17 protein-coding genes and 1 pseudogene are annotated in these 23,650 nt (G+C 61.1%); 14 read left to right on the forward strand and 4 right to left on the reverse strand.

The genetic code is table 11. The features are described 5' to 3' along the window. The first annotated feature begins 23 nt into the window (after positions 1 to 23). The 7 genes from QFZ57_RS20525 to QFZ57_RS20555 all read left to right on the forward strand — a co-directional run bounded on the left by QFZ57_RS20525 (position 24) and on the right by QFZ57_RS20555 (position 10,153). Positions 24 to 1,283 (forward strand): CaiB/BaiF CoA transferase family protein, encoded by a 1,260-nt coding sequence (locus QFZ57_RS20525; RefSeq protein ID WP_306901762.1) that lies wholly within the window; start codon positions 24 to 26, stop codon positions 1,281 to 1,283. Then, positions 1,267 to 2,469: an acyl-CoA dehydrogenase family protein gene (locus QFZ57_RS20530; protein ID WP_306901763.1), complete on the forward strand. Its 1,203-nt coding sequence runs from the start codon at positions 1,267 to 1,269 to the stop codon at positions 2,467 to 2,469. Before QFZ57_RS20525 ends, QFZ57_RS20530 begins: the two co-directional genes overlap by 17 nt. Then, positions 2,466 to 3,977, forward strand: a complete 1,512-nt coding sequence (locus tag QFZ57_RS20535) for an aldehyde dehydrogenase family protein (protein WP_306901764.1) — start codon at positions 2,466 to 2,468, stop codon at positions 3,975 to 3,977. Before QFZ57_RS20530 ends, QFZ57_RS20535 begins: the two co-directional genes overlap by 4 nt. An 18-nt stretch (positions 3,978 to 3,995) precedes the next feature. Beyond that, positions 3,996 to 5,099: a 3-hydroxyacyl-CoA dehydrogenase gene (locus tag QFZ57_RS20540; protein ID WP_306901765.1), complete on the forward strand. Its 1,104-nt coding sequence runs from the start codon at positions 3,996 to 3,998 to the stop codon at positions 5,097 to 5,099. 71 nt (positions 5,100 to 5,170) lie between these two features. Then, positions 5,171 to 6,379 carry an acetyl-CoA C-acyltransferase gene (locus tag QFZ57_RS20545; RefSeq protein WP_306901766.1) on the forward strand — a complete coding sequence of 403 codons (1,209 nt, stop codon included), beginning with the start codon at positions 5,171 to 5,173 and terminating at the stop codon, positions 6,377 to 6,379. Then, positions 6,379 to 6,597 (forward strand): hypothetical protein, encoded by a 219-nt coding sequence (locus QFZ57_RS20550; RefSeq protein ID WP_306901767.1) that lies wholly within the window; start codon positions 6,379 to 6,381, stop codon positions 6,595 to 6,597. The genes QFZ57_RS20545 and QFZ57_RS20550 overlap by 1 nt, the downstream gene beginning before the upstream one ends. A gap of 2,371 nt (positions 6,598 to 8,968) precedes the next feature. Continuing rightward, entirely contained in the window at positions 8,969 to 10,153 is a 1,185-nt protein-coding gene (locus QFZ57_RS20555; protein ID WP_373461326.1) for an amidohydrolase, read from the forward strand. 141 nt (positions 10,154 to 10,294) lie between these two features. On the opposite strand, the gene QFZ57_RS20560 is transcribed toward QFZ57_RS20555, so the two are convergent. Beyond that, a complete protein-coding gene (locus QFZ57_RS20560) occupies positions 10,295 to 12,643 on the reverse strand; it encodes an FdhF/YdeP family oxidoreductase (RefSeq protein WP_306901768.1) in 2,349 nt (782 codons plus the stop codon). Positions 12,644 to 12,941: 298 nt separating this feature from the next. Between QFZ57_RS20560 and QFZ57_RS20565 the strand changes: the two genes are divergently transcribed. Further along, on the forward strand, positions 12,942 to 13,451 hold the full coding sequence (locus QFZ57_RS20565) for an amino-acid N-acetyltransferase (protein WP_306901769.1): 510 nt from the start codon (positions 12,942 to 12,944) through the stop codon (positions 13,449 to 13,451). A 43-nt stretch (positions 13,452 to 13,494) separates the two neighbouring features. After that, positions 13,495 to 13,650: a hypothetical protein gene (locus QFZ57_RS20570; RefSeq protein WP_306901770.1), complete on the forward strand. Its 156-nt coding sequence runs from the start codon at positions 13,495 to 13,497 to the stop codon at positions 13,648 to 13,650. A 374-nt stretch (positions 13,651 to 14,024) separates the two neighbouring features. Here QFZ57_RS20570 and QFZ57_RS20575 read toward each other — a convergent pair whose 3' ends face one another. Next, on the reverse strand, positions 14,025 to 15,035 hold the full coding sequence (locus QFZ57_RS20575) for a LacI family DNA-binding transcriptional regulator (protein WP_306901771.1): 1,011 nt from the start codon (positions 15,033 to 15,035) through the stop codon (positions 14,025 to 14,027). 166 nt (positions 15,036 to 15,201) lie between these two features. Here QFZ57_RS20575 and QFZ57_RS20580 point away from each other — a divergent pair, with 166 nt between their 5' ends. From QFZ57_RS20580 to QFZ57_RS20590, 3 genes are all read left to right on the forward strand, one after another. Beyond that, positions 15,202 to 16,137 (forward strand): dihydrodipicolinate synthase family protein, encoded by a 936-nt coding sequence (locus tag QFZ57_RS20580; RefSeq protein ID WP_306901772.1) that lies wholly within the window; start codon positions 15,202 to 15,204, stop codon positions 16,135 to 16,137. Positions 16,138 to 16,315: 178 nt separating this feature from the next. Further along, entirely contained in the window at positions 16,316 to 17,629 is a 1,314-nt protein-coding gene (locus tag QFZ57_RS20585; protein WP_306901773.1) for an Nramp family divalent metal transporter, read from the forward strand. A gap of 76 nt (positions 17,630 to 17,705) precedes the next feature. Beyond that, positions 17,706 to 17,834 (forward strand): hypothetical protein, encoded by a 129-nt coding sequence (locus QFZ57_RS20590; protein WP_306901774.1) that lies wholly within the window; start codon positions 17,706 to 17,708, stop codon positions 17,832 to 17,834. A 253-nt stretch (positions 17,835 to 18,087) separates the two neighbouring features. On the opposite strand, the pseudogene QFZ57_RS20595 reads toward QFZ57_RS20590, so the two are convergent. Then, positions 18,088 to 18,332, reverse strand: a pseudogene (locus QFZ57_RS20595) (helix-turn-helix domain-containing protein); the annotation flags it as partial. A 129-nt stretch (positions 18,333 to 18,461) separates the two neighbouring features. Continuing rightward, the gene (locus QFZ57_RS20600; RefSeq protein WP_306901775.1) at positions 18,462 to 19,211 is read right to left on the reverse strand and encodes a hypothetical protein; all 750 of its coding nucleotides are present in this window, start codon (positions 19,209 to 19,211) and stop codon (positions 18,462 to 18,464) included. A gap of 244 nt (positions 19,212 to 19,455) precedes the next feature. On the opposite strand from QFZ57_RS20600, the gene QFZ57_RS20605 reads away from it, so the two are divergent. Beyond that, the gene (locus QFZ57_RS20605) at positions 19,456 to 21,411 is read left to right on the forward strand and encodes an ATP-dependent nuclease (protein ID WP_306901776.1); all 1,956 of its coding nucleotides are present in this window, start codon (positions 19,456 to 19,458) and stop codon (positions 21,409 to 21,411) included. 1 nt (position 21,412) lies between these two features. After that, positions 21,413 to 23,263 carry a UvrD-helicase domain-containing protein gene (locus QFZ57_RS20610; RefSeq protein ID WP_306901777.1) on the forward strand — a complete coding sequence of 617 codons (1,851 nt, stop codon included), beginning with the start codon at positions 21,413 to 21,415 and terminating at the stop codon, positions 23,261 to 23,263. Positions 23,264 to 23,650: the final 387 nt, after the last annotated feature.

Here is a 23,650-nt window from a genome sequence, read left to right on the forward strand (position 1 = left end):
AGGTGGACCCGTCGGGGTCAGCTATGAGGTCGGGAGCGGACTCCGGCGCACCACTGGAGGGGATCGTCGTCGCGGATTTCTCCCGCGTGCTCGCCGGTCCGCTCGCGACCATGACCCTGGCCGATCTCGGCGCCCGGGTCATCAAGGTCGAGCGCCCCGGAACCGGAGATGACACCCGGGAGTGGGCGCCACCTTCCTCAAAGACAGGTGCGACGTACTTCGAAAGCGTCAACCGGAATAAGGAATCCGTCACCCTTGACCTGACCGACCCGGAAGACCTGGAGCTTGCCCGGGAATTGGCCCGCCGCGCCGACGTCCTGGTGGAGAACTTCAAACCTGGAGGGCTCGCCAAGCTGGGCCTCGGATATGAGTCACTGGCCGAGGAGAACCCCGGGCTGGTGTATGCGTCAATTTCGGGTTTCGGCTCGGAAGGCGGTCGTGATCTGCCCGGATACGACTTCATCGTGCAGGCTGTCGGCGGACTGATGAGTATTACCGGTGACCCGCAGGGCGACGCCTATAAAGTGGGCGTCGCTCTGGTCGATGTTCTGACAGCGAAAGACGCCACGATCGGTATCCTCGCGGCCCTTTCCGAGCGTAATTCCACGGGTCGGGGCAGGCGGATCGAGGTCAATCTTCTATCGAGCCTCCAGGGCGCCCTTGCCAACCAGGGTCAGGCGTACCTGGGCGCCGGTGTTACTCCGACCCGGCTGGGCAATGACCACCCTTCCATCGTCCCTTATCAACTTCTTGCCACAGGTGATGACCCACTGGCCGTTGCCGTTGGTAACGACTCGCAGTTCGCCAAGCTCTGCAGCGCCATCGGCAATCCGGAGCTTGCCGCTGATTCCCGGTTTGTCACCAACTCTGCGCGGGTCAGGCATAGGCGGGAGCTTGTCACGCTGCTGGAAGCCGGGCTCGCGGACGCTGGAGCGAAGGAATGGCAGGACCGGTTGGTTTCTGTGGGAGTACCGGCTGGCCGCGTCGCCGGCATAGGTGAAGGCATCGCGTACGCCGAAGCTTTGGGCCTGGAGCCGACCATTCACGTCCATGACGCCGACGGGAACGTTACCGGCCGCCAGATCCGCCATCCGATCACCTGGACGCCGGCACTGCCGCCCCGGACCCAAGCTCCACCCGCCCTCGGTGAGCACACCGCAGACGTGCGGGACTGGCTACGGAACCATCCCCAAAGCAAAACGTTTACCTACACCCCTCAAAGTGCCGCCCATTCAGAAGTCGTTTATGCCCAGGAGGGACCACATCATGACTCTCGCCCCTAGTTCCGCCGACGTCGAGGCCGCTACCGCACTCGAGCCCTCGGATCTGATCTCCTTCGATACCCTCCTCACGGACGAGGAAATCGCCCTGCGCGACCGCGTGCGGAATTATGTTCGGGAGGAAATCAAACCCAACATCGCCAGCTGGTATGAAGAGGCCCGGTTCCCGCTGGAAATCGTCCCTGATCTGGCCAAACTCGGCCTGCTCGGAATGCATCTGAAAGGTTACGGCTGCGCCGGCGGAAGCGCAGTGGACTACGGGTTGGCCGCTGCCGAACTCGAGGCCGGCGATTCAGGCATACGCACTTTCGTTTCCGTCCAAGGCTCTCTGGCCATGTCGGCAATCTCGAAGCATGGTTCTGAGGAACAGAAAGAGGAATGGCTGCCCCAGATGGCTGCCGGCACCGCCATAGGATGCTTTGGCCTTACCGAACCCACTGCCGGTTCAGACCCCTCTGCCATGGCCACTTTTGCCCGCCGCGACGGCGAGGACTGGATATTGACCGGCTCCAAGCGGTGGATCGGACTCGCCAACATTGCCCAGGTGGCAGTTATCTGGGCCCAGACAGACACCGGCGCGCGCGGATTCGTGGTACCAACCCAGACCCGTGGCTTTACCGCCACCCCAATTCAGCCGAAGCTATCAATGCGCGCTTCTGTCCAATGTGACATCACTCTGGATGACGTGCGCCTGCCTGCCGACGCGGTCCTGCCAAATGTCACTGGCCTCCGCGGCCCTTTTACCTGCCTGAATGAAGCACGTTACGGCATTGCCTGGGGCACCATGGGTGCCGCGCGCGACGCCTTTGAAGATGCCCTGGACTACTCCAAGAATCGGCTTCAGTTCGAACGGCCCCTGGCCGGTTACCAATTGACCCAGCAGAAGCTCGTGAACATGGCCCTGGAGATCAACAAGGGCTTCCTTCTCGCTCTGCACCTGGGACGGCTGAAAGACGCCGGCAAGCTGCAGAATCATCAGATCAGCATTGGCAAGCTCAACAACTGCCGGGAAGCTATCGAAATCTGCCGTGAAGCACGCACAATCCTGGGCGGCAACGGGATAACCCTCGAACACTCGCCCCTTCGCCACGCGAACAACCTTGAATCCGTTCGTACGTACGAAGGCACTGACGAGGTTCACACCCTCATCCTCGGCCAGAAGCTAACAGGTATAGGAGCCTTTCGGTGAGTGCCGCCGTTGATGCACCCGACGCGTCAGGCACCGACCCCGGTGCCGCGGTGACGGTGCAGCTCAGGCTCCTCATCGACGGAAACTGGGTACCAGGCAAAGGCGGACACCTTACCTCTGTCAATCCCAGCCGCCCGGAGGAGGTAGTTGCCGAAGGCGGTGTTGCCGTCCTTGAGGATCTCGACAAAGCCATCATGGCGGCGTACGGCTCACAGCGGGCCTGGAGCCGCACCCCGATCCACGAACGGGGCGCGGTCCTGTCTCGCGCGGCCGCAGCCCTGGAGTCCCAAGCCGACCTACTTGGCCTCGAACTTTCCCGCGAAGAAGGCAAGACCCTAACCGAGGGACGGGCAGAGGTGCTCCGTGCGGTTCAGATCTTGCGCTACTTCGCCGCCGAGGGTGACCGCGCCGCCGGGGAACACTTTGCTTCGCCCCGGCCCGGGGAACGTATCCTTGTAACGCGTAAGCCGCTGGGCGTCGTCGGAATCGTCACCCCGTTCAACTTTCCGATCGCCATCCCGGCATGGAAGATCGCTCCCGCCCTGGTGCACGGGAACGCGGTGGTGTGGAAACCCGCTTCCACCGTCCCGCTTCTCGCCATACGCTTTGCCGACGCTCTCATCAACGCCGGGCTGCCCGCCGGGGTACTCAACCTGATCGTTGGCCCCGGCACTCTCGGGACAGCCCTTGTTCAGAGCCCAGGCGTGGACGCCATGTCCTTTACCGGCTCGTCAGGGGTAGGACGCGCACTGGCAGCCCAGGCTGCCGTCCGGGGGATTCCCATGCAAGGAGAAATGGGGGGCAAGAACGCGGCGCTGGTTCTGGACGATGCTGATCTGGATCTAGCCTCGGAGCAGGTGCTTTTCGGGGCGTTCCGCTCCACCGGACAGAAATGTACCGCAACCTCACGACTCATTCTCGCGGACTCCATCGCCGACGAATTCCTGGAGCGCCTCACGCTCCGCCTCGGCACTTGGCAGACCGGGGACCCCGTTGACCCGGAAGTACAGATGGGGCCGGTGATCAACGAAGCGGCACGCAGGTCGATCACGAGCGGAGTCGACACAGCCGTAGAGGCCGGTGCCGTCGCCGTCGCCGGCACGTCTGCGAAGAATCCTTTTGCCGGCACTCCCGGCGCCTTCATCGCACCCACTGTACTCGAGCTCCCTGCAGGCCAAGCCGGATCTGCCAACCTCGCCTGGCGAGAAGAGCTTTTCGGCCCTGTCCTGGCGGTCCGCCGGGCCGCGACCACGGAGGAGGCATTCGGTCTGGCAGAAGAGTCCGAGTTCGGCTTGTCCGCGGCAGTGTTTACCCGTGATCTGGCGACAGCGCTGGAAGCAGTCGAAGCTCTCGATGTGGGCATCCTGCACCTCAATTCGGAATCTGCCGGTTCAGATCCCCATGTACCGTTCGGCGGATCAAAGAAAAGCAGCCTCGGGCCAAAGGAACAAGGTGGCGCGGCAAAAGACTTCTACACACACACGACAACGGTCTACCTCCGAGGGTAGGAACGGAAGCAGGATCAGATGTCTCATACACTTTCACGAACGGCCGACGCCGTGCCCGTCTCAGCCGACAATCTTGGGCGGCCGAAAACGATTGGAACCTTCGGCGTCGTTGGCGCAGGTCTCATGGCAACTCAGCTCGTTCTGTTGGTCGCGGACAAGCTCCGCGTTCCGGTCCTCATCAGCGATCTTTCCGCGGAGCGGGTATCCGGCGCCCTTCACCGGATCCGCGGGCACCTCGAAAGGCAGGAGTATCGAGGCAGGCTCCAACCGGGGGAGGCAGCAGAAATCGCCGGGCTGATCCGCGGCACAACGGATCCCTCGGGGTTCAGGGGGTGTGACGTCGCAATCGAGGCGGTTTTTGAGGACCAAAAGACGAAACGGACAGTATTCCGGCAGTTGGAGGACTCCATCGCGCCCGACGCGCTCCTGCTCACCAACACGTCCTCGCTATCGGTCACCGGGATGGCACGTGGCCTCAGGCACCCCGAAAGGGTGCTCGGGTTCCATTTCTTCAATCCAGTCGCCGTCCTCCCGCTCGTCGAACTGGTCCGAACTGCGTTCTCATCCGATGCAGCTCTGTTGACCGCGGGGGATCTCGCCGTACGCCTGGGTAAAACAGCCGTACCGGTCGCTGACACGCCTGGTTTTGTCGTCAACCGGCTCCTCACGCGCCTGTTCAGCGAAATTCTCGCCGAAATCGATAAAGGCGGGGACCCCGCCACCGTCGACCGCTCCCTCGAAACATGGGGTTTGCCCATGACGCCCCTGCACCTGATTGGCTACATCGGTCCCGCAGTACAACGGCATATCTGCGACACGTTGCACCGCGCCTACCCCGATCGTTTCGGCCGGTCCGCTTCTCTCACTGCGGTAGTCGAGGCCGGGCTGCCGGGCTTCTTCGATGAAAACGGCAAGGTACCGCCGGCAGCCCTGATACTGCCCCCGGAGCCGCACGAAGTGGACCCGGACCGGGTGCGGCGTCGAGTCCGCGATGCCTTGGCCCAAGAAGCCCAATTGATGCTGGACGAGGGAGTCATCGGCACGTCGGAGGACATCGACCGCTGCATGACCCTCGGTGCCAATTTCCCGTCCGGCGGCCTTACCCGCCTACTCACAACATGACCTGCATGACCGAAGAACGGCCACCCGAAGTTACTTCCGGCCATCTCCACCATCGAAACCCGGAGCATTGATTGAAAACAGAGACCGCCTTCCGATTGACCGACCCAAGGGACGTCGTTATTGTGGGCGCAGCCCGCACCGCTCAGGGACGCCTGCTGGGCCAACTGGCACCACTTTCCGCAGTTGAACTGGGCGGAGCAGCCATCGCTGGTGCCCTTGCACAGGCCGACGTCCCGGCAGACATTGTCGATGCCGTCATCATGGGACAAGTTCTCCAGTCAGGGGCCGGTCAAAATCCCGCCCGGCAGAGTGCAGTCGCTGCGGGAATACCCCTGAGTGCACCGGCGGTCACAGTGAACAAAGTGTGCCTCTCGGGACTGTCGGCCATCATCGAGGCCGCCCGAATGCTGCGCCTCGGCGACGCAACCGTCGTCGTCGCCGGCGGCCAGGAGTCCATGAGCCAAGCCCCCCGCCTCGTTGCAGGAACCCGGGCGGGGAATGCCTACGGGACGCTCACGCTGGTTGATGCAGCTGCCAACGACGGCTTAACGGACCCGTTCGACCACGAGGCCATGGGCCTGGCTACTGATCGTGCGAACTCCGCACTGGGTATTTCACGTGTAACACAGGACGCCGCCGCCGTTACCTCTCATTTACGGGCGGCGGCGGCGCAGGAATCAGGAGTGTGGGCCCAGGAAATCATCCCGGTGAAGGTTCCCACCCGAAAGGGCGTCCTCGAAGTAACCCTGGACGAAGGCATCCGTCCCGACGCTTCACAGGAGTCCCTGGCCCGGCTCCGCCCCGCCTTCTCCCCGGATGGGACGGTGACGGCGGGCAACGCTTCCCCCTTGACCGATGGCGCCGCGGCAGTCGTGCTGACCACCCGGGAAACTGCTCAGAGGCATGGGTGGGACGTCATCGCAGCGCTGCGGGCCTACGGCCAAATCGCCGGTCCTGACACGTCCCTGCCCGATAAACCCGCGAAAGCCATCCGAACGGCTCTGGAGCGCGAGGGCTGGACAGCCGAAGAACTTGACGTGGTTGAGATCAACGAGGCCTTCGCTTCAGTTGCGTCCCATTCCGCTGAACTACTTGGTCTGCCCGATGACCGGATCAACATACACGGTGGCGCCATAGCCATTGGGCACCCAATCGGTGCTTCAGGTGCCAGGTTGGTTGTCACGGCAGTGCACGAACTCATCCGGCGGGAGACCGGCCGGGCCGCGGTTGCACTATGTGGAGGCGGGGGCCAGGGCGACGCCCTGCTCCTGGAACGCTGATGTTCGAGCAGTGGAACACCGACACACACCTCCGCCGGACCGTAGATTGGCAGAGCCATGTAGGGGATGTCGTAGAAATCCGCGACAACACCCGCGTTGTTCGCCGGGGGATCGTCGAAGAAGAAATGCCGGACGGCTCAGGCCTGTGGCTGGCGGCAGACGCCACCGACCGCAGGGAGTACTTCCATAAAGATCTTGGCTACGAACTTTGGGTCTAGTACGGAGGGATCCAACAGCAGTCGGCTGAGGGGCAGAGTTCCCGTGAAATGGTGCAGTGTTCGCGTGAAAAATCACATTCGAACACTTCACCGTTTCGAGTTCCACCTCAACACCAGCTGCCCGCAGCCGGCATGCTGTCACCGGCATGATGATCGGCCCGGGGTTCCCGGTTGCTGGCTCTTCATTCCTGGTGGTTCCTGGGCGTCAATAGTGTCCTGGCTGGATTCGGGTCGCTCGTCGCGGACAGGCAGAACGTCCGGCCGAGCGGCCCGTCTTTAGAAGACTCGCCTTGCGGGCATGTGCGTCGGTCAGCGCGGCCGTCCCGGCGGGCTTTTATTGGCTTATCGCTGTGGCTTCAGTGGTACGGCTTTCCACAGCAGATATGGCTCGCGGATTACCGCGCAATCCGCCAGCTTGTGGAATCATTCCTTCGACTCGTCATCGCCGCGGTCTTTCTGCAGCCATACCTTGCAGCGGGGCGCATAAAGAGACGCACGTCTTTCCGCGGTGGTGATGACCACTACCTTCTTCCCGTCAGCACCGGACCAGCGTGCCAATATAGTGGTGCCATGAGGTCATGCGCACCGGTAATACTTCTGGTGCCCAGCTCGCCCCCGGGACCCCTATGGCCTCATCGTCTGGTCGGTGGAATCGTAGAACTATTGTCTTCATTCTCCGAACACGACGGTCATGAAAGCCTGCCTGCAGGCAGGCGAGAGGGTGGCCCCCAGCAGCGGTCGCCTGGCTGAGGTCCAGCAGTGGGTCCTACCTAACTAAAGCCCAGACCCGATGATGGGACTCGCCAGGGAACCCTGGTCCTGTAGGGACCGCACGAACACGGCGCACCATCACCATCAGCGCTGTAGATAACGGCGGGGAAGAACTGAGTTGGCGAGCCCCAAGGTTCTTTTGCCAGATGCGGAGCGCCGGCACAAAGCGAGGCCTCGGAAGAAGCGAGGAGGCTCTGCTAACGGCTCTGGCTGCCGTGCGCGGCAGCGCGGTGTGTCGTTTCACTCCGCCGATCGGAGTGCTCTTGCTTCCCGGGGGAGCTTGCCCACCCGGACTGCTGCACACCACCCACCAAGGAGGAAGTACCGAGCGCTTCTTCGGTTGACCCGCGACGCCGGGAGGTGTTCTTGCTCTGTACAAGAGTCCTGCTTTTCATGATCTATTCTTTCCTCTAAATCCGGTAGTCCAAAAGGGGAAGTGCGTTATCGCGTTAGGAGTATGTGTTCCGGGAGGCATTTTTTAGGGAAGGGGCCAACTCCCGAAGGAGTGTCCATACCGTCTGTGAGCCCCGGAGCGCCGGCATGATTTCTCCCTGCTGCAAGTAACGGATTGGCAAGTAGTCATTCTCAGGCCGCCACCAACCGCTGGAAGGGGCGTGATGCCCGGTTTTTGCAATGATGGTCAAGCGGTTTGAACGGTTTATCTGGAGCTGCATGGTTGCCCCTTCTTTCAGCGTGGCCCTGACTGTGACTGCCTGAACGTCAAATGCTGCCTGGGAGAATCAGGCTGTCCCATGATCGTAAGGAGGTCATAAGCACGAGTCACCGTACAGTTCGTCAAGACTTCCGCTTTTGTCTGTACTGATCGCCGAAACAGTCGATTTTCGCTCTCCATGCGCCGGTAGAGTCCCTTCATGGCACCGACTAGATGGCCCGAAATATCCTTTGACGACTACGAGGACGTCCGCAGATTAAAGGCCCGGTATTTTCGCTATATCGACCTTAAGCGTTGGTTTGGAGCATGTTTGACCAGCTGACTTGGGAGCCCGAGTCGCGCGAAGAGCAGGGCTTTCATGTGCCGGATATGTGGGGGATCAGGGGCTACGGCCACTATGAAGAAGAGTACGTCCGGACGGCCGAGGGATGGCGGATCTCATTCTTGAAGCTTTCTCGGCTCCGAATTGAGCCGCTGGCTGGTCCGCACCACGTACCCGAATTTTCCCTTACGCCTGCAACGGAGGGGTGGCTTGATTAGCCTCAAGGCTTCTTCCTGCCAGATCGGAAATGACCCTTCTTGCGCGGCGGTTACCGATTATCGTCTTAGAGGTCCGGGTTTCCCGAAGGGATAGTTGGACGAAGGAGCAGTGGCTGGCTTTGTGTAAGGAGCTCCTGCATCACTAACGCATGAACCGCCGCACTGCTCTTATGGGCATAGGCCACGGATATTATGATGGTCGCCACTTCAGCGTATCTACTGAGTGGTTGGATGTTTCGGACCGTTCAAAGGCGGTCGGCCCAACTCTTCAAATGTCCTGCTGGGCAGATGATACGCATGGAAAACAGGAGGCAAAGCACCGTTATGGTAAGTCTGCGTACCGCCCTTGCAGCGGGAGTAAAGGAGTGGAAGCTACCTGTCCAGGCAATGGCCCACGACATCCATTCCAACCCCGAAGTGGCGTTCGAGGAGGTTCGTTCCTCGGAGGCCGCTGCGGCGCTCCTGGCTGAAGGCGGTTTCGAGGTTGAGCGAGGCACTGGTGGCCTTCCTACAGCTTTCACAGCCACCGCCGGGAGCGGCGAGCTGAAGGTGGCACTGTGCGTGGAATACGACGCGCTTCCAAACATCGGACATGCATGTGGGCACAACCTGATTGCTGGTGCCTCGGTCGCCGCCGCCCTTGCCTTGCGACCGCATGTAAATGAGCTGGGCATCACGCTAAAAGCCATTGGAACTCCTGCTGAGGAAAGCGGCGGGGGCAAGGCGCTTCTGCTGGAACGGGGAGTGTTTGACGGTATCTGCCTTGCCCTGATGGTTCACCCTGTCCAGGACGGAGTGACCTATAACCCGGCCGGTACCAGCGCCCAGGCGATGGGCAGGTACAGGGCGACGTTCATTGGGAAGGCTGCCCATGCGGCAGCAGCCCCCCATCTGGGCGTGAATGCGGCAGATGCGGCTGTGCTGAGCCAAGTCGCCGTGGGGTTACTGCGCCAGCAAATACCGGGTGACCACCGCATAGCTCTGTACGTAGCCGTGGCCGGACACGCCACGAACATCATCCCGGAACGGGCGGTAGTTGAGTTTGAGTGCCGGGCGTTCACCCTCGGGGAATATGAAGCCCTGCTTGAGCGCGTCCTCGCCTGTTTCGAGGGCGCTGCCCTGGCAACTGGAACAACGCTGGCTGTTGAGCCGACCGAACCGGCATACGAGCCGTTAGTCCAAGACAACGCCCTGGCAGCGCATTGGACGGAGGCCATGCGCACGTTCGGTAAAGACACAACCAGCTCGGCCGGCATGAGCGGGGGCTCAACTGATATGGGCAATGTCTCCCAAGTAATCCCCGTCTTGCATCCCTGGCTGAGCATTCCCGGTGCGAACGTACCCATCCACTCACACGGGTTTGCAGCATTTGCCGATTCACCTGAGGCATACAGGGTGATGTTTGAGGCAGCTACTGCGCTGGCGTGGACCATCGCTGGAGCGGCGACAACTCCAGCTGAAAGAGAACGCTTCATCAAATCGGCATACAACCCCCGGGCTTCCGCGGCCAAAAATACGTCCGGTGTCCTTGGGAACATCCAAGAGCGCACTAGCGCCATGCAGCACCATTAAGGGAAGGAAAGCTACTGTCGCAGCAATGGATTTGCGATCCTTGCGCACCTCTCCGTGCCCGCAATTAGCGGGGCCACCCTCGCGGCGACAGTTACACAGCGGACGCGGCCAGTGCTCCCCGGCTACCTGTCCTCGGAAGAGTCAGACGTAACTACCCGACAGCGCCGCTTCCTCCGCCTCTGCGCCTTCGGAGACGTGCGGGGTGAAGCGGACGAACATGGCTTTGAAGCCGGGGGTATTGGATTCGCGGGCGACGTTTTCCTTGTGGACCAGGGCGTTGGCTTCGGGGAAGTATGCGGCGGCGCAGCCTTTGGCGGTGGGGTAGGCCACGAGCCGGAACTTGTCCGCCGTGCGGTCGTGTCCGCGGAAGGTGCTGACCACATCCACGAGGTCCCGGTCCTTGAAACCGAGCTCGGCCAGGTCTTCGGGGTGGATGAGGATCACGCGCCGGCCGCTGGAGATGCCGCGGTAGCGGTCGTCCAGCCCGTAGTAGGTGGTGTTGTACTGGTCGTGGCTGCGGATGGTCTGGAGCACCAGGTGCCCGTCGGGCGGGGTGAGGTATTCCAGCGGGCTGACGGTGAACCGGCCGCGGCCGATGTCGGTTTTGAAGGACCGGGTGTCGCGGGGCGGGTTGGGCAGCACGAACCCGTTTTTGGTCCGGACCCGGGTGTTGAAGTCCTCGAAGCCGGGCAGGACGCGTTCGATGTGGTCGCGGATCACGTCGTAGTCCTCGGCCATGGCTTTCCAGTCCACAGAGTGGTCCGGGCCGAAGGTCGCCTCGGCCATGCGGGCCACGATCACCGGTTCGGCGAGCAGGTGCTCGGAGACCGGCGTGAGCCGGCCCTGGGTGGAGTGGACCACGGACATGGAGTCCTCCACGGAGAGGAACTGGGCGCCCTTGGGGTGCTTGTCGTCCTTGTCCGTCCGGCCTAGGGTGGGCAGGATCAGCGAGGTGCGGCCGTGGACGATGTGGGAGCGGTTCGGTTTGGTGGAGATGTGCACGGTCAGCCCGATCCGCTGCATCCCGGCTTCGAGGGTTTCGGTGTCCGAGCAGGCCAGCGAGAAGTTGCCGCCCATCGAGACGAAGACGTCCACTTCGTCGCGTTCGAACGCTTCCATCGCTTCGACGGCGTCGAACCCGTGGTGCCGTGGGGAGGTGATGCCGAACTCGGTGTCGAGGGCTTCGAGGAGCCATTCTTTGGGTTTTTCCCAGATGCCCATGGTCCGGTCGCCCTGGACGTTGGAGTGCCCGCGGACCGGGCAGGCGCCGGCGCCGGGCTTGCCGAAGTTGCCCTGCAGGAGCAGGACGTTGACCATTTCCTTGATGGTGTCCACCGAGTGCGGCTGCTGCGTGACGCCCAGGGCCCAGCAGAAGATGGAGGCCTTGGACTTGATGAGCATCCCGGCCACTGTTTCGATCTGGGCGCGGGTCAGGCCGGTGGCCTTTTCGGTTTCGGCCCAGTCCAGGGTGGCGCGGGCCTGGCGGTAGGCGTCGAACCCGTCCGTCTGGGCCTCGATGAAGGAATGGTCGACGACAGAACCCGGGTTCCGTTCCTCCTCGGCCAGGAGCAGGTGGCCCAGGGCCTGGAACAGGGCAAGGTCCCCGCCCACCTTGATCTGCAGGTACTCATCGGCCAGCGGCGTGCCGCCCCCGACGACGCCGGAAACGGTCTGCGGGTCCTTGAAGTTGAACAGTCCAGCCTCGGGCAGCGGATTGACGGCCACCACCTTGCCGCCCTTGTCCTTGCATTCCTTCAGCGCGGACAGCATGCGGGGGTGGTTGGTGCCGGGGTTCTGGCCCACCACAAAAATCAGCTCGGCGTCGTGGATGTCATCCAGTGACACGGTGCCCTTGCCGATCCCGATGGTCGGGTTCAGCGCCGAACCGGAGGACTCGTGGCACATGTTCGAGCAGTCCGGCAGGTTGTTGGTGCCCAGGGCCCGGGCGTACAGCTGGTACATAAAGGCTGTCTCGTTCGCGGTACGCCCGGAGGTGTAGAACACGCACCGGTCCGGCGTGGAGGCCCGGACGTGTTCGCCGATCAGTTCAAACGCGTCGGCCCAGGAAATCGGTGAATAGTGGGTTTCCCCTGCGCGGATCACCATGGGTTCACTGAGCCGGCCCTGGTTGCCAAGCCAGTACTCGGTCTTGGTGGACAGCTCGGCGATGGAGTGCTTTGCCCAGAACTCGGCGCCGACCGTGCGGAGGGTGTTTTCCTCGGCCACGGCCTTGGCGCCGTTCTCGCAGAACTCGGCCGCCTTGCGCTTCTTGTCCGACTCCGGCCACGCACACCCAGGGCAGTCAAAACCGCCCCGCTGGTTCAACCGCAGCAACGACTGCGCCGTCCTGGTCACCCCGGCCTGCGCCACGGCGCGTTCCAGCGCCACCATCACGGCCTTAACCCCGGCCGCCTCGGTCTTGGGCTTGTGGACTTCGAGGTCGTCCTCGTTGATATCCGCGACGGGGGCGGGCTGCTTACCGAACTTCACTGTCTACCTTTCTTTGCGCAACACCGCAGGCCGGTCTTGCTTTTGATACGTAGCGTCCGCCTGCGGTACACGGGCCAGAATTCTCTTAAGGAGTTAGCGATAAGGCTAGAAACCTGTACGAGCTGACGCTGCGGACGACTTAGACAGCGCGGTTTAGCTCCATGCAGAATAGACGCACAGTTATGCCCCGATAGTAGGGGGACGCCTTTAGACGTGTCGCCGTACGATTCGTCAAAAGGCGTGGTTCTGGCTGTACAGATCGCCGAAACTAGCAGGGCGGCAGCCATAGGATTAGCCTGTGACCGAGTCCTTCCGCATCCGGCCTGCCCGCACTAGCGACGTGTCCGCCATTAAAAAGTTGGTTGTCCCCCTGGCGGAGCAACGAATTTTAATGGCGAAGGAGACGGTGGCTTACTACGAAAGCCTGCAGGAGTTCCGAATCGCGGAGTCCAGTCAGGACGAGGTAGTCGGCTGTGGCGCCCTGCATGTCATGTGGGAGGATCTGGCAGAGGTCCGCACATTGGCTGCTGCCAAGGACTGGCGCGGACAGGGCGTGGGGCACGCGCTGATGGAGAGTCTGCTGGAGGAGGCCCGCGCGTTGGGTGTTGCCCGTGTTTTCTGCCTCACCTTCGAGGTGGACTTCTTTAAGGGCCACGGCTTCGAGGTCATGGCTGACCAGTCCGTCGTAGATCCGGTGGTGCACTCGGAGCTCCTCCGCTCACACGACGAAGGCGTTGCGGAGTTCCTGGACCTGGCCCGCGTGAAGCCCAATACCCTGGGCAACACGCGCATGATCCGGTTCCTCTAGCCTGCGACAGGCCAGGCACCTATTCGACTTGTTGGACGCCCACATGGTTGAAACCCTCGATCCGCGTTGTGTCAAAGACGCCATGATTACCTGCCCGAAGACCCTATCGGAAGACAGCAACATCGAAGAAGTCCGCAGGTTCTTCGCTGATGACCACGTTCATTTGGCGCTCATCGTGGATTCAACGGGCGGCTCCTAACGACTTTGGAGCGTTCTGATATTCCTGCGAAGGCAACTGGTAGTGCAAAGGCAAGTGGTTTTGGGACGATCCTTGGCAGAACAGTAGAGCCGCAACGGTCTCTTGGTGCTGCCACCGCAGCTCTGCAGTCAGCAGGGCGCCGTCGACTTGCTGTAGTGGATGATGAGGGGAAGCTTCTGGGCCTGCTCCGCCGTAAGCGAACCGGGCTTGGCTATTGCAATGATGCAGGAGTTGCTGCTCGCGCAGCCGGACTGGCGATGTCCACAAGAGGCTAAAGAAGCCTGGTTCTTGCTCATTAGCCTCTTTGCGCCGGTCCCCTTATTACTAACGTGAAGCGCGCCGATAATGGCTCCTTGCTCATGGCTTCCAGCGGTCTAGTGCTTGGGTGTTCCGCTGGATTGGCGGGGGATGAGGGTAGGCATGGATCGCCTGATGAGGGGTTCGGTACCGGGGTTGACGATGAGGTCGATGGCGGTGGCCGCGATCTGGTCCAAGGGAACGTGGACGGAGCTTAGGGGTGTGGGCAGCCGCGCCGAAAGGGGTGTGTCGTTGTACCCGACCAGTGCGAGGTCATCGGGGATGGTGATGCCGTTGCGGTGTGCTGCCGCCATCACGCCCATGGCGATGTTGTCGTTGGCCGCGAAGACCGCTGTGGGACGATGGCCAGCGCTAAGGAGTGTTTCGCCGGCGGTGTAGCCGTTTTCGATGCCGTAGCCTGCCGCGATAAGCCATTTGTCGGCCGGTTTGATGCCGGCTTCTTCCATGGCTCTGCGGGCGCCGGCGAGGCGGGCTTTCCCGGAGGATGTGAAATCAGGGCCGGTGACGACAGCGATCTCGCGGTGTCCTAGGTCGATGAGGTGGCGCACGGCGAGGTAGCCGCCTACTTCGTCGTCTCCGAGGGCGGATGGGCTGATGCCGTCGGTGCGCAGTACCAGCGCATGCGCTACCCGGCGTTCACGCAGGAGCCGGGGGAGTTTGTCGTCGAGCCGGGCCGTGGCCAGGATCAATCCGTCCACGTTGCGGTCGAGCAGGGTTTCGGCTGCGCTGCGTTCCTCGTCAGGGTCATCTCCGCTGGTGGCAACCATTGCGAAGTAGCCGCGGGAGGAAGCGGCCTTTTCGAGTTCTTCGAACATGAGGGCCATGACGGTGTCGCTCAAGCGGGGGACAAGGACGCCCAGGGTGCGGGTTTCGCCGCGGCGCAGGCTTGAGGCGAAGGAGTTCCTCCGGTAACCGAGCTCCTCGGCTACCTTCCGGACGTTCGCTGCAGCTGCTGAGCGGGACGTGGTCCTCTCATCCAGGGCGCGGCTGGCCGTGGAAATGCTCACGCCACTGGCCGCTGCGACGTCCTTCAGCGTGACGACAGTGCCGGTGGCAGCCGGATCCATAAGGGTTCTCCTCTTCAGCAAGGGTGTAACAGACACTCTAATCCTCCTGACTTGCAAACGTTCTCTTGACAGTGAGCTGCGACACGTGCAAACTCGAAAACGTTCCCGCAAACGTTCTCACAATAGCGGGACTGCCGACCATCAATGAAGACAAGAGGTAGCTGCAATGACACTCGATCTCCGCGGACTCAGCCCCGCACCTGTCACCCCGTTCACCGAAGATGGCGCTATCGACTACCCGGCGATCCAGCGTCTGGGTTCGTGGCTCGGATCGATTGAAGGCGTGAAAAGCCTCGTCGTCCTGGGCCACGCCGGCGAAGGCACGTTCCTTACCGAAGAGGAACAGCTGGACGTCATCCGCGCGTTCGTTGCCTCCACCGACGGCCGCGTGCCGGTCGTCGCCGGCATCACCAAGGAGGGCAACAAGACCGCGGCCCTAGAGGCAAAGAAGGCCGTCGAAGCCGGCGCCTCAGCTGGCCTGGTCTACCCCTCGCACGGGTGGCTGCGCTTCGGATACCAGGACGGCGCGCCCCAGTCGCGCTACAAAGAGATCTATGAAGAGTCCGGTCTGCCGCTGATCCTGTTCCAGTACCCCGACAACACCAAGGCGAGCTACAACCTCGACACCCAGCTGGAGATCGCCGGCCAGGAAGGCGTCTTCGCCACCAAGAACGGTGTCCGGAACATGCGCCGGTGGTACACCGAGATCCCCGCGCTGCGCGCCGCGTACCCCGAACTGCAGGTGCTGTCCTGCCATGACGAGTACCTGCTGCCGACCATGTTCGATGTGGACGGCCTGCTCGTCGGCTACGGCAACATCGCCCCCGAACTGCTCGTCGAACTGATCGAGGCCGGCAAGGCGCAGGACTACAAACGTGCCCACGCAATTCATGAGCGGCTGCTCCCGGTGACCAAGAACGTCTACCACCGCGGGTCCCACATGGAAGGCACCGTCGCGTTGAAGTGGGGACTCGTGAACCGCGGCATTCTGGACCACGCCACAGTGCGCACCCCGCTCCTGCCCCTTCCCGAGGGCGCCGATACCGAGATCGCGGAAGCCTTCGCCGCCGCAAACATCGGCAAGGTCACCGTCAGCGCCTGACCAACCGCAGGGTGTGCGCGGGAAGATGTTAAACCGCGCACACCCTGGTTCGACTACCGCCCGCTTTTACGCGAGCGACCGGCCACTTCGGTAGGCCGCCCACCCGACATTGAGGTCGGAAATGAAAAAGTCAAAGAAGACTGTGCGGGAGAATAATCCCGCGGAAGGAGGGCGCGCTGTGACTGAGCACACGAAGACGCCTAGCACCTCTAAGCCGGGAACCGGCTTCGGACATCTGTCCACCAGCAGCGTCCAGGCCAACGTCGAGGCCCGAAAGGCCCGTCGGTCATTTTGGGGCCAACTTGCCCTGATCGGTCCAGCCTTCGTCGCCGGTGCCTGGCAGTTCGGCCCCGGCAACCTCGCCACCGCCGTCCAGGCCGGCAGCGGCTACCAATACACCCTGATCTGGGTGATCATCGTCTCCACCATCCTCATGATCTTTCTGACCGACATGAGCGTGCGCCTGGGCATCAAATCGCCCGTGTCACTCATCCAGTCGATCAAGGACCACTTGGGCAAGAAGGTCGGGGTGATCGCCGGCATCGGCGTCTTCCTGGTCACCTTGTGCTTCTCGGTCGGCAACGCCGTCGGCCTCGGCTTGGGCGCATCCATGCTGCTGGGCGGATCACCGGTCATGTGGACGATCATCGGCACCGCTATCGTCGCGACGATTCTTCTGTTCCGCAATGTCTACCGGGTCATCGAGAAGGTGCTCGTCGTCATGGTCGGGGTCATGGCGGTTGCCTTCGTCACCTCGGCGTTCATCGCCAACCCCGACTGGGCCGCGGCAGCATCCGGGCTCATGCCCGTCGTTCCTGGCAATGCGTGGCTGCTGGTCATCGCCCTGGTCGGTACCAACTTCTCCGTGAACGCCGCCTTCTACACCTCATACGGCACGAAGGAGCGCACACGCAGCGAGGACGACTACCGCGACATCACCATGATCGACACGATCCCCGGCATCGTTGCCCCTGGCATCATGACCTCCCTCGTCATCATCGTTGCCGCCTCCGTCCTCGGTGCCACGGGCAAAGTCGCCACAACCATGGGCCAGCTCGGCAGCGTCTTCGAACCCCTCGCCGGCCCGATCGGCACCGCGATCTTCGCCATCGGGTTCACCGGCGCCGCCTTCTCCGCCATGACCGCCAACTGCACCGCCGGTGGCACCATGCTCTCCGACGCACTCAACCGGCGCGGCACCAATGGCATCACTTCCGGCACACAGAAACTGATCAGCGCGATCATCCTCGCGTTCGGCCTCACCATCACCGTCATCTTCCAAACCTCCCCTGTGCAGGTCATCGTGATCGCCCAAGCGCTGACCATCCTCGTCGCACCCCTACTGGCAACACTGATCGTGATCATGGCGAATCGCCACGACCTGATGGGCTCGCTACGCAACAAGTGGTGGCAGAACCTTTTCGGCGTAATCGGCCTCCTCGCAGTGCTCGCCCTGTCCATCCGGTTGCTCCTCAACTTCATAACCGGCTAACCCGCTTTCAGTGATCCGGTGCTAAATGCTCAACACAGCCCGCACCGATTCACCACGCGCTGCCAGGCGCTAAGCGATGACCAGAACAGGTAGTGCCCCCATCCAAAAGGTGGGGGCACTAGTCATCGCCTCGGTCACGGGCACCTACCGGATCCGCAGTCTCGCCCTAGCGGACCTCATTGTTGACGGCATCCGAGCCAACTAGCCGGCGGTTTCCCGGTGACCGGCAACAACCGCAATGGCCTCAAGGCCCTTTACAATCCCCTTGGTGATGACTGCACGATCGCCCTAGCTGCCAAAACAGAGATGGATGCAACGCACCAAACCCGACCGACAGGTCGGTCTTAGCTGTTCCGCAAAAGCCCCTCCCGGGCCTGATTTAAAGAGCCGATAACAGCGATTCTGTAAAGCTGCAGGCTTCGGCACACCAGCCTCAAATCGGCAGGGGAGTGGACTCGCTCCAGACCGATGTGGCGCAGGTACTGGTAGACCGTCTCCCTGCTGATCCCGTACTCACGGGCACGGGCCACTTTAGGACCCCGGTGCCGGCGGGTTGGACCAGCTCGGCAGCCCGATCGGGCGAAAGCGTCATCTTCCTGCCCTTGTAAAAGCCGCGATGCTGAGCCAGGGTGATGCCTCGCGCTGCCGAATGCCCCATGACCGAGAGCATAACGTTGGCCATGGGGGAGTCCTCCGCTGACCATTCATTTTGCCTCCCCACCACAACACGCGTGACTGAGTTCTAGGGCCTGTACGGCCTGGCGCCAATGGGTAGCGGTCAAATCCTTTCAGTCACCGGCAGCTGCTGCAGGGATTGCAGCGGTGAGACGACCTAAGACTTGCTATCACTGGTACCAGCAGATGCGCACTCGGCAGCCTGTGCGCGCTCCGCTTCCGAGTAAGCGTCTTCAGCGCGCTGCTCCTCCTGATCTTCGTCAAGTTGCTCAAATCCCTTACAGAGCTCGGCATAGTCATGCGGTCTCGCCGCCGTAACAGGTTCTTGTGAGTCGCAGTTGATCAGACGGACTAACCAATCGGCGGCAACATGAAAACGCGCGTGGTTGGGGCTGACATAATAGGCGACCGCTTCATCATTGGATACTAAACGAGCAATGAATTGAGTATCTTCTTGAAGGTCTCCATCTCTGATGAGGGATACAGCTTCTTGGACTTTTATGTCGAAAAGATAGCGGTCCCGTGCTGTTACATGTGGGTCCTCGTTCGGGAGCCCGTACCTCAGTGCACGGATGTGGCCGACCAGGGCGAGGCATGACCGCAGGGCAGCCAGGTCGCTCCGGCGGAGGTCGTCCTCACGAGCTTCCCGTCGATCGAGAATTCGTTCCCTCACGACGACCTTACGTTCGATCGTCCAGAGAACGATCGCCAAGATGAACGCGAGGAGGCTACCGACGAGGCTCCCTACAAGGCCGGACCAAAAGGCTTGATGCGCTGGCCCCATACTATTCAGTAGAACGAAGACCGTGAGGATCGCGGCTAGGGCGCAGGCGACACTGAGCCCTATCAAGGTTGTCAGTTGCGCAGGGGTTTCAGCGTTCTTCGCGGTGCGTTCGATCTTGCTCATGAGCAAAAGTGTCTCATCGGACGACCGTCGGTACCCCTGCTCCCGGTTGGCGCATGGTCGACGTGGGACGGCCGGCAGCAGCATTTTCGCCCATCGGTGCGACATGTACGTGTACATCTTCCTGGCTTGATGGGTTGCGTTGCAAGGAGGGGCGGTACGCTTTTGGCGAGTAAGCTTCGGGGTCAGGATGTGATGGTGAGGGGATCTGGCGTCGCTACCACCGCAGAATTTGGGGATAAGAAATATGCGAATAAGCAGACTGCAGGTTCAGAACTTCAGGAACTTCAGTGATTTAATTATTGATCCGTTTCCGACCCCAGTTGTCATTGTTGGAGAAAATGCCGTAGGTAAGAGCAATCTCCTACACGCTCTCAGACTTGTTCTAGATCCTGATCTTTCGGACCGGCAACGCAGACTTACTCCGGCTGACGTCCACGAAGAATCCGGAGGCATCCCCAAAGGTGTCGAAGTGAAGGTCGTAGTGGATCTTACGGATTTCGATGGTGACGCCGGTGCCATCAGCGAGCTCGATGGCTCCATTATCGCCGTGAATCCCTACGTCGCCCGGCTAACGTATCGATTCAGGCCGAAGATCGATCGGGACAACGACGGCCAGGACTTCAAGGAACTCACGGTAGATGACTATGAATGGAACATTTTTGGAGGCGACGCCGGCGCCCATGAAATGAGGCGGGTCAGGGACCACGTAACTCTCTCTGTGTTGCCTGCCTTGCGTAACGCTGAGGCTGACTTAGCGAGGTTTGACCGGAGTCCCCTTGCTCGCTTGCTGGAGCAGCTTCCCCCCGAAGAGACGAACGTTGCAGCGGCCTATGCCGCCATCGACGCAGCCATGGCCGTCCTCCGGAAGGATCCAAATATCCAGAAAGCTCAGGAGTCGATATCCGGACGAATAAGTGAAATGTCAGGCCCTCAGCTTGAGCTGGACCCAACGTTGGGCTTTGCTTCCCGGCGCAACGAGGGGCTGCTGAGAGCACTACAGCTGTTCGTAGACGCTGCTGGCACTCGAGGAGTTACCTTGACATCTACTGGCACCGCCAACGTTCTTTACCTCGGAATGCTGCTCGAAACGCTTCGCCTGCGGAGGGAGAACGACGCGGTCGTTGATTCGTTTTTGGGGGTTGAGGAACCCGAGGCTCACTTGCATCCCGGCCTTCAGCGACACTTATTCCGTCACCTACTATCCGAACCCACTCGACTTGTACTGACCACGCACAGTCCACACATAGCGGCAGTCGCCAAGCTGCCGAGCCTTGTGCTGTTATCCAGACAGGATAGGGCGACGGTGGGATCCTCTCTGAAGCCCGGGTACCTGACCCCGGCTGAAGAAAAAGATCTCGAACGGTACCTGGACGTGACGCGAGCAGAGTGTCTCTTTGCTCGCTTCATAATTCTCGTTGAGGGAACAGCCGAGATGTACCTGATTCCTGCTCTCGCCGCCGCAGCCGGCTTCGACCTTGATGCTCACGGAGTACTGGTTTCTAGTGTCGCTGGAACAGACTTCGCTCCCTACGTGAAGCTGCTTGGTCCTGCGGGACTCAACAGACCCTATGTGGTCATAACAGACGGGGATGTGACGGATGCTGCAGAACCCGGTCTCTCCCGGGCCTCTGCACTCACAGCGGACCAGGGCTATGAAACTGAGCTACAAAACTTGGTTTCCAACCTGTTAGCAGCAGACGCCCGAAAAATCGTTGACTTGGGCGCGGGCCGGCAAGCCGTCGCGCTTGAGGCGGCCTATCGAGGATGCTTCGTGGGTGATTTCACGATGGAAACTGACGTAGTCCCACTGATCTCAAAGGAAATGAACTCGGCGCTCCTGGACTTTGACGTCAGCGATAAGCTGCAATCTCAGTTCTCAGCCTCGACGACGGCTCTAACCGATCACGTTCTGAGCGCCAGTGAGGCCGCAACGCATCGAGAAATCATTCTTAGGCGAATCGGCGCCATCAGCAAAGGGCGTTACGCCCAGCGCGTTGCTGCTCATGTAGAAAACATGGATCTTCGCCGTCGCGTTCTAGACCTGTATGAAGACCCAGAACTCATAACCGATCTTGGTCCTTCTGACTTGATGGGTCTTTCTGGGGGGTACATCTTGGCGGCTCTAGATCATGTCAGCTGGCACGTGCGCGACTCGCCTCTATTTGACCTTAAGAATAGCTCTACCGCCGACGGAAGGTGACATGCTACCCAAGGAACTCTCCGTCGAGCTCGAGGAGCTAAATGACCAGCAGAGGGAAATCGTGCTGCATAGCGGCAGCGTGGTTGCCCTAGCAGGACCGGGTGCGGGGAAGACACGAACTCTAGTGGCAAGAGCCGCATATGTCCTCGCAACGGAACTAGGTTCCCGTGCGGGAATTGCTGCAATCACGTACACGACGAAAGCAAGCGAAGAGGTCGGTCTGCGACTACGGCGCTTGGGTGTTCGCCCTGGGCGGCGGCTGGTGAATCGTACTCTGCACTCCTTTTGTCTCCGAGAAATCGTTCAGCCTCTGGCGCAACTTTCGGGCGACCCGACCCTGGGGGCTACCCGGCTGATAGGCCGGGAGCAGTGGCTTCAACTCCTCGAAAATTGTTTCCTGGCGCGCAACGTGCAGTTCGGCAAAATCGAATATGAGACGACACGTGTTGGAAAAATTCGGCGTCTTGACGCCGCCGGCCTGAACGTCGACGAGTTCGCGGACGAAAAGATGGTCCAGGCTGTTCGAGACCTAGAGCGCGAGATGCGCGTTCAGGGGCTGGTTGATTTTGAGTCAATGGCCGGCAACGCTCTGCGAATCCTTTCGTCCAACCCGGCCGTGGCTGAACTTCTTGCCACCCGCCTTCCACACTTGATTGTTGACGAGTACCAGGACTTGGGACCCGTCCTGCATCAGATTATTCTGATCCTCCTCCGCCACAATGTGACAGTCACAGCCGTAGGTGACCCGGACCAGACTATGTACGCTCACGATGGAGCGGATCCTCGTTTTCTTCGCGACCTCGCCTCGCGTGGGGATTTTTTGGCAATACCCATGACTACAAACTATCGAAGCGGACCCGTAATAGTCTCCGCGAGCCAAAGGCTCCTCAACGAATCGAGAGGCTATCGCGCCGCCCCAGGAAATCAGCACAAGGGTCAGGTGGACTCAATTGCGGTCGGCCCCTCACTGGCTGCTCACGCGAAAGCCGCCGCTCGGTTGGTCCAGGCCCAGATCGTCAACGGTGTCCCGGCAGAAGACATAGCGCTGCTGTACCCTGCCAAGGGACCACTCTTGGATGCTCTCTTGAATGAACTGGAAGCACAAGACTTACCTGTCCTCGTAGAGCGGGCGCGAGAGTTGCCATCAGGTCCACTTGCAGACTTTATCTCGTCCTGTGCTGCCAGGAGGACTGCCGGTCCTTTGAGCGCTAGCAGCGACTGTACTGACGTGGCAATACCAACGATTTCGGATTTAGCGGCCCACTTACGAGCCCTGCGAGTGGCGGCGGGGCTTGGACACGCTAATGACTCGATTCGAGAAATCGGTCGCTCGCTCGTTTCCCTCGTGGAAGTCCACGCAAACACGCGGGAGACTGTGTCGGCTGCAGCGTTCCTTGAGGAATTGGTGGAGAATGCAGGGCTAGAAGAACTCAGCACCGCGTCGCCAGACGAACGTGACCGGTCGACCCTGGACCGATTCCGGGACGCTACGAGGGCAGACAGCGCTATGACTGTGGTCGACATTGCCGGAGGAAAGGCGCGCGGCAAGGTGATGCTCACGACGTATCACAGCGCGAAGGGAAGAGAGTTTGACACAGTTATCCTGCCCGGTTTGTGTGAAGGCATAATACCGCGTTGGGCATTTGATCGACGACGCAGGGTTTGGGTTCCGCCAGCCGACCAGTCAGTGGATGAGGCGCGACGCAACTTTTACGTAGCAGTAACCAGGGCCTTGCGACTGGTCATCCTGATTCACGGGCCGGGTTGGGAACTCGAAGGTTGGAACGACAGATTTCACGGACCGTCACGTTTTGTTTCTGACCTGATGAGGCTGCCTCAGGGGCAACGGTAATTAGTGATCGAACCCCTGCGAATCGACTCTCCGCGTTCCCTCGTCATGTGAATGCTGTGCTCCGCTTGTGAATCCTTCTCGATTGGGGAGTCGCCTATTGGGGCCAGGAGCTGAAGTGAGAGTGGGCGCACGCACTGATGCATCAGATGAGGTACGCAGAGTTCGGCTTTACATAACGCGCCCTATCAGTGAACGGTCTCCGCACTGGAGGAGTGCCCTGGCACCGGATCTCCGACTGTGTTTTCAACTCTGTCGGCGGCCATTCACCGGGTGGCCAAGTTCCCCTGCTATTCCCGGTCTTGGTCCGCCACAGATCCAGCTGCGCGTGTTTCATAATCGCCTGTGCACGCCCGGGGTCCGCACCGCTTTTCACGCGGAACCTGGACT

The organism is Arthrobacter sp. B1I2, assembly GCF_030816485.1.
In the GTDB taxonomy this organism is placed as follows: Bacteria; Actinomycetota; Actinomycetes; order Actinomycetales; family Micrococcaceae; genus Arthrobacter.

Bases quoted from the DNA above. Each gene is read 5' to 3' on its own strand.
- QFZ57_RS20525 (WP_306901762.1), top strand. From the start codon at position 24: ATGAGGTCGGGAGCGGACTCCGGCGCACCACTGGAGGGGATCGTCGTC.
- QFZ57_RS20530 (WP_306901763.1), top strand. From the start codon at position 1,267: ATGACTCTCGCCCCTAGTTCCGCCGACGTCGAGGCCGCTACCGCACTC.
- QFZ57_RS20540 (WP_306901765.1), top strand. From the start codon at position 3,996: ATGTCTCATACACTTTCACGAACGGCCGACGCCGTGCCCGTCTCAGCC.
- QFZ57_RS20550 (WP_306901767.1), top strand. From the start codon at position 6,379: ATGTTCGAGCAGTGGAACACCGACACACACCTCCGCCGGACCGTAGAT.
- QFZ57_RS20555 (WP_373461326.1), top strand. From the start codon at position 8,969: ATGGCCCACGACATCCATTCCAACCCCGAAGTGGCGTTCGAGGAGGTT.
- QFZ57_RS20570 (WP_306901770.1), top strand. From the start codon at position 13,495: ATGGTTGAAACCCTCGATCCGCGTTGTGTCAAAGACGCCATGATTACC.
- QFZ57_RS20575 (WP_306901771.1), bottom strand. From the start codon at position 15,035: ATGGATCCGGCTGCCACCGGCACTGTCGTCACGCTGAAGGACGTCGCA.
- QFZ57_RS20580 (WP_306901772.1), top strand. From the start codon at position 15,202: ATGACACTCGATCTCCGCGGACTCAGCCCCGCACCTGTCACCCCGTTC.
- QFZ57_RS20590 (WP_306901774.1), top strand. From the start codon at position 17,706: ATGACCAGAACAGGTAGTGCCCCCATCCAAAAGGTGGGGGCACTAGTC.
- QFZ57_RS20600 (WP_306901775.1), bottom strand. From the start codon at position 19,211: ATGAGCAAGATCGAACGCACCGCGAAGAACGCTGAAACCCCTGCGCAA.
- QFZ57_RS20605 (WP_306901776.1), top strand. From the start codon at position 19,456: ATGCGAATAAGCAGACTGCAGGTTCAGAACTTCAGGAACTTCAGTGAT.
- QFZ57_RS20610 (WP_306901777.1), top strand. From the start codon at position 21,413: ATGCTACCCAAGGAACTCTCCGTCGAGCTCGAGGAGCTAAATGACCAG.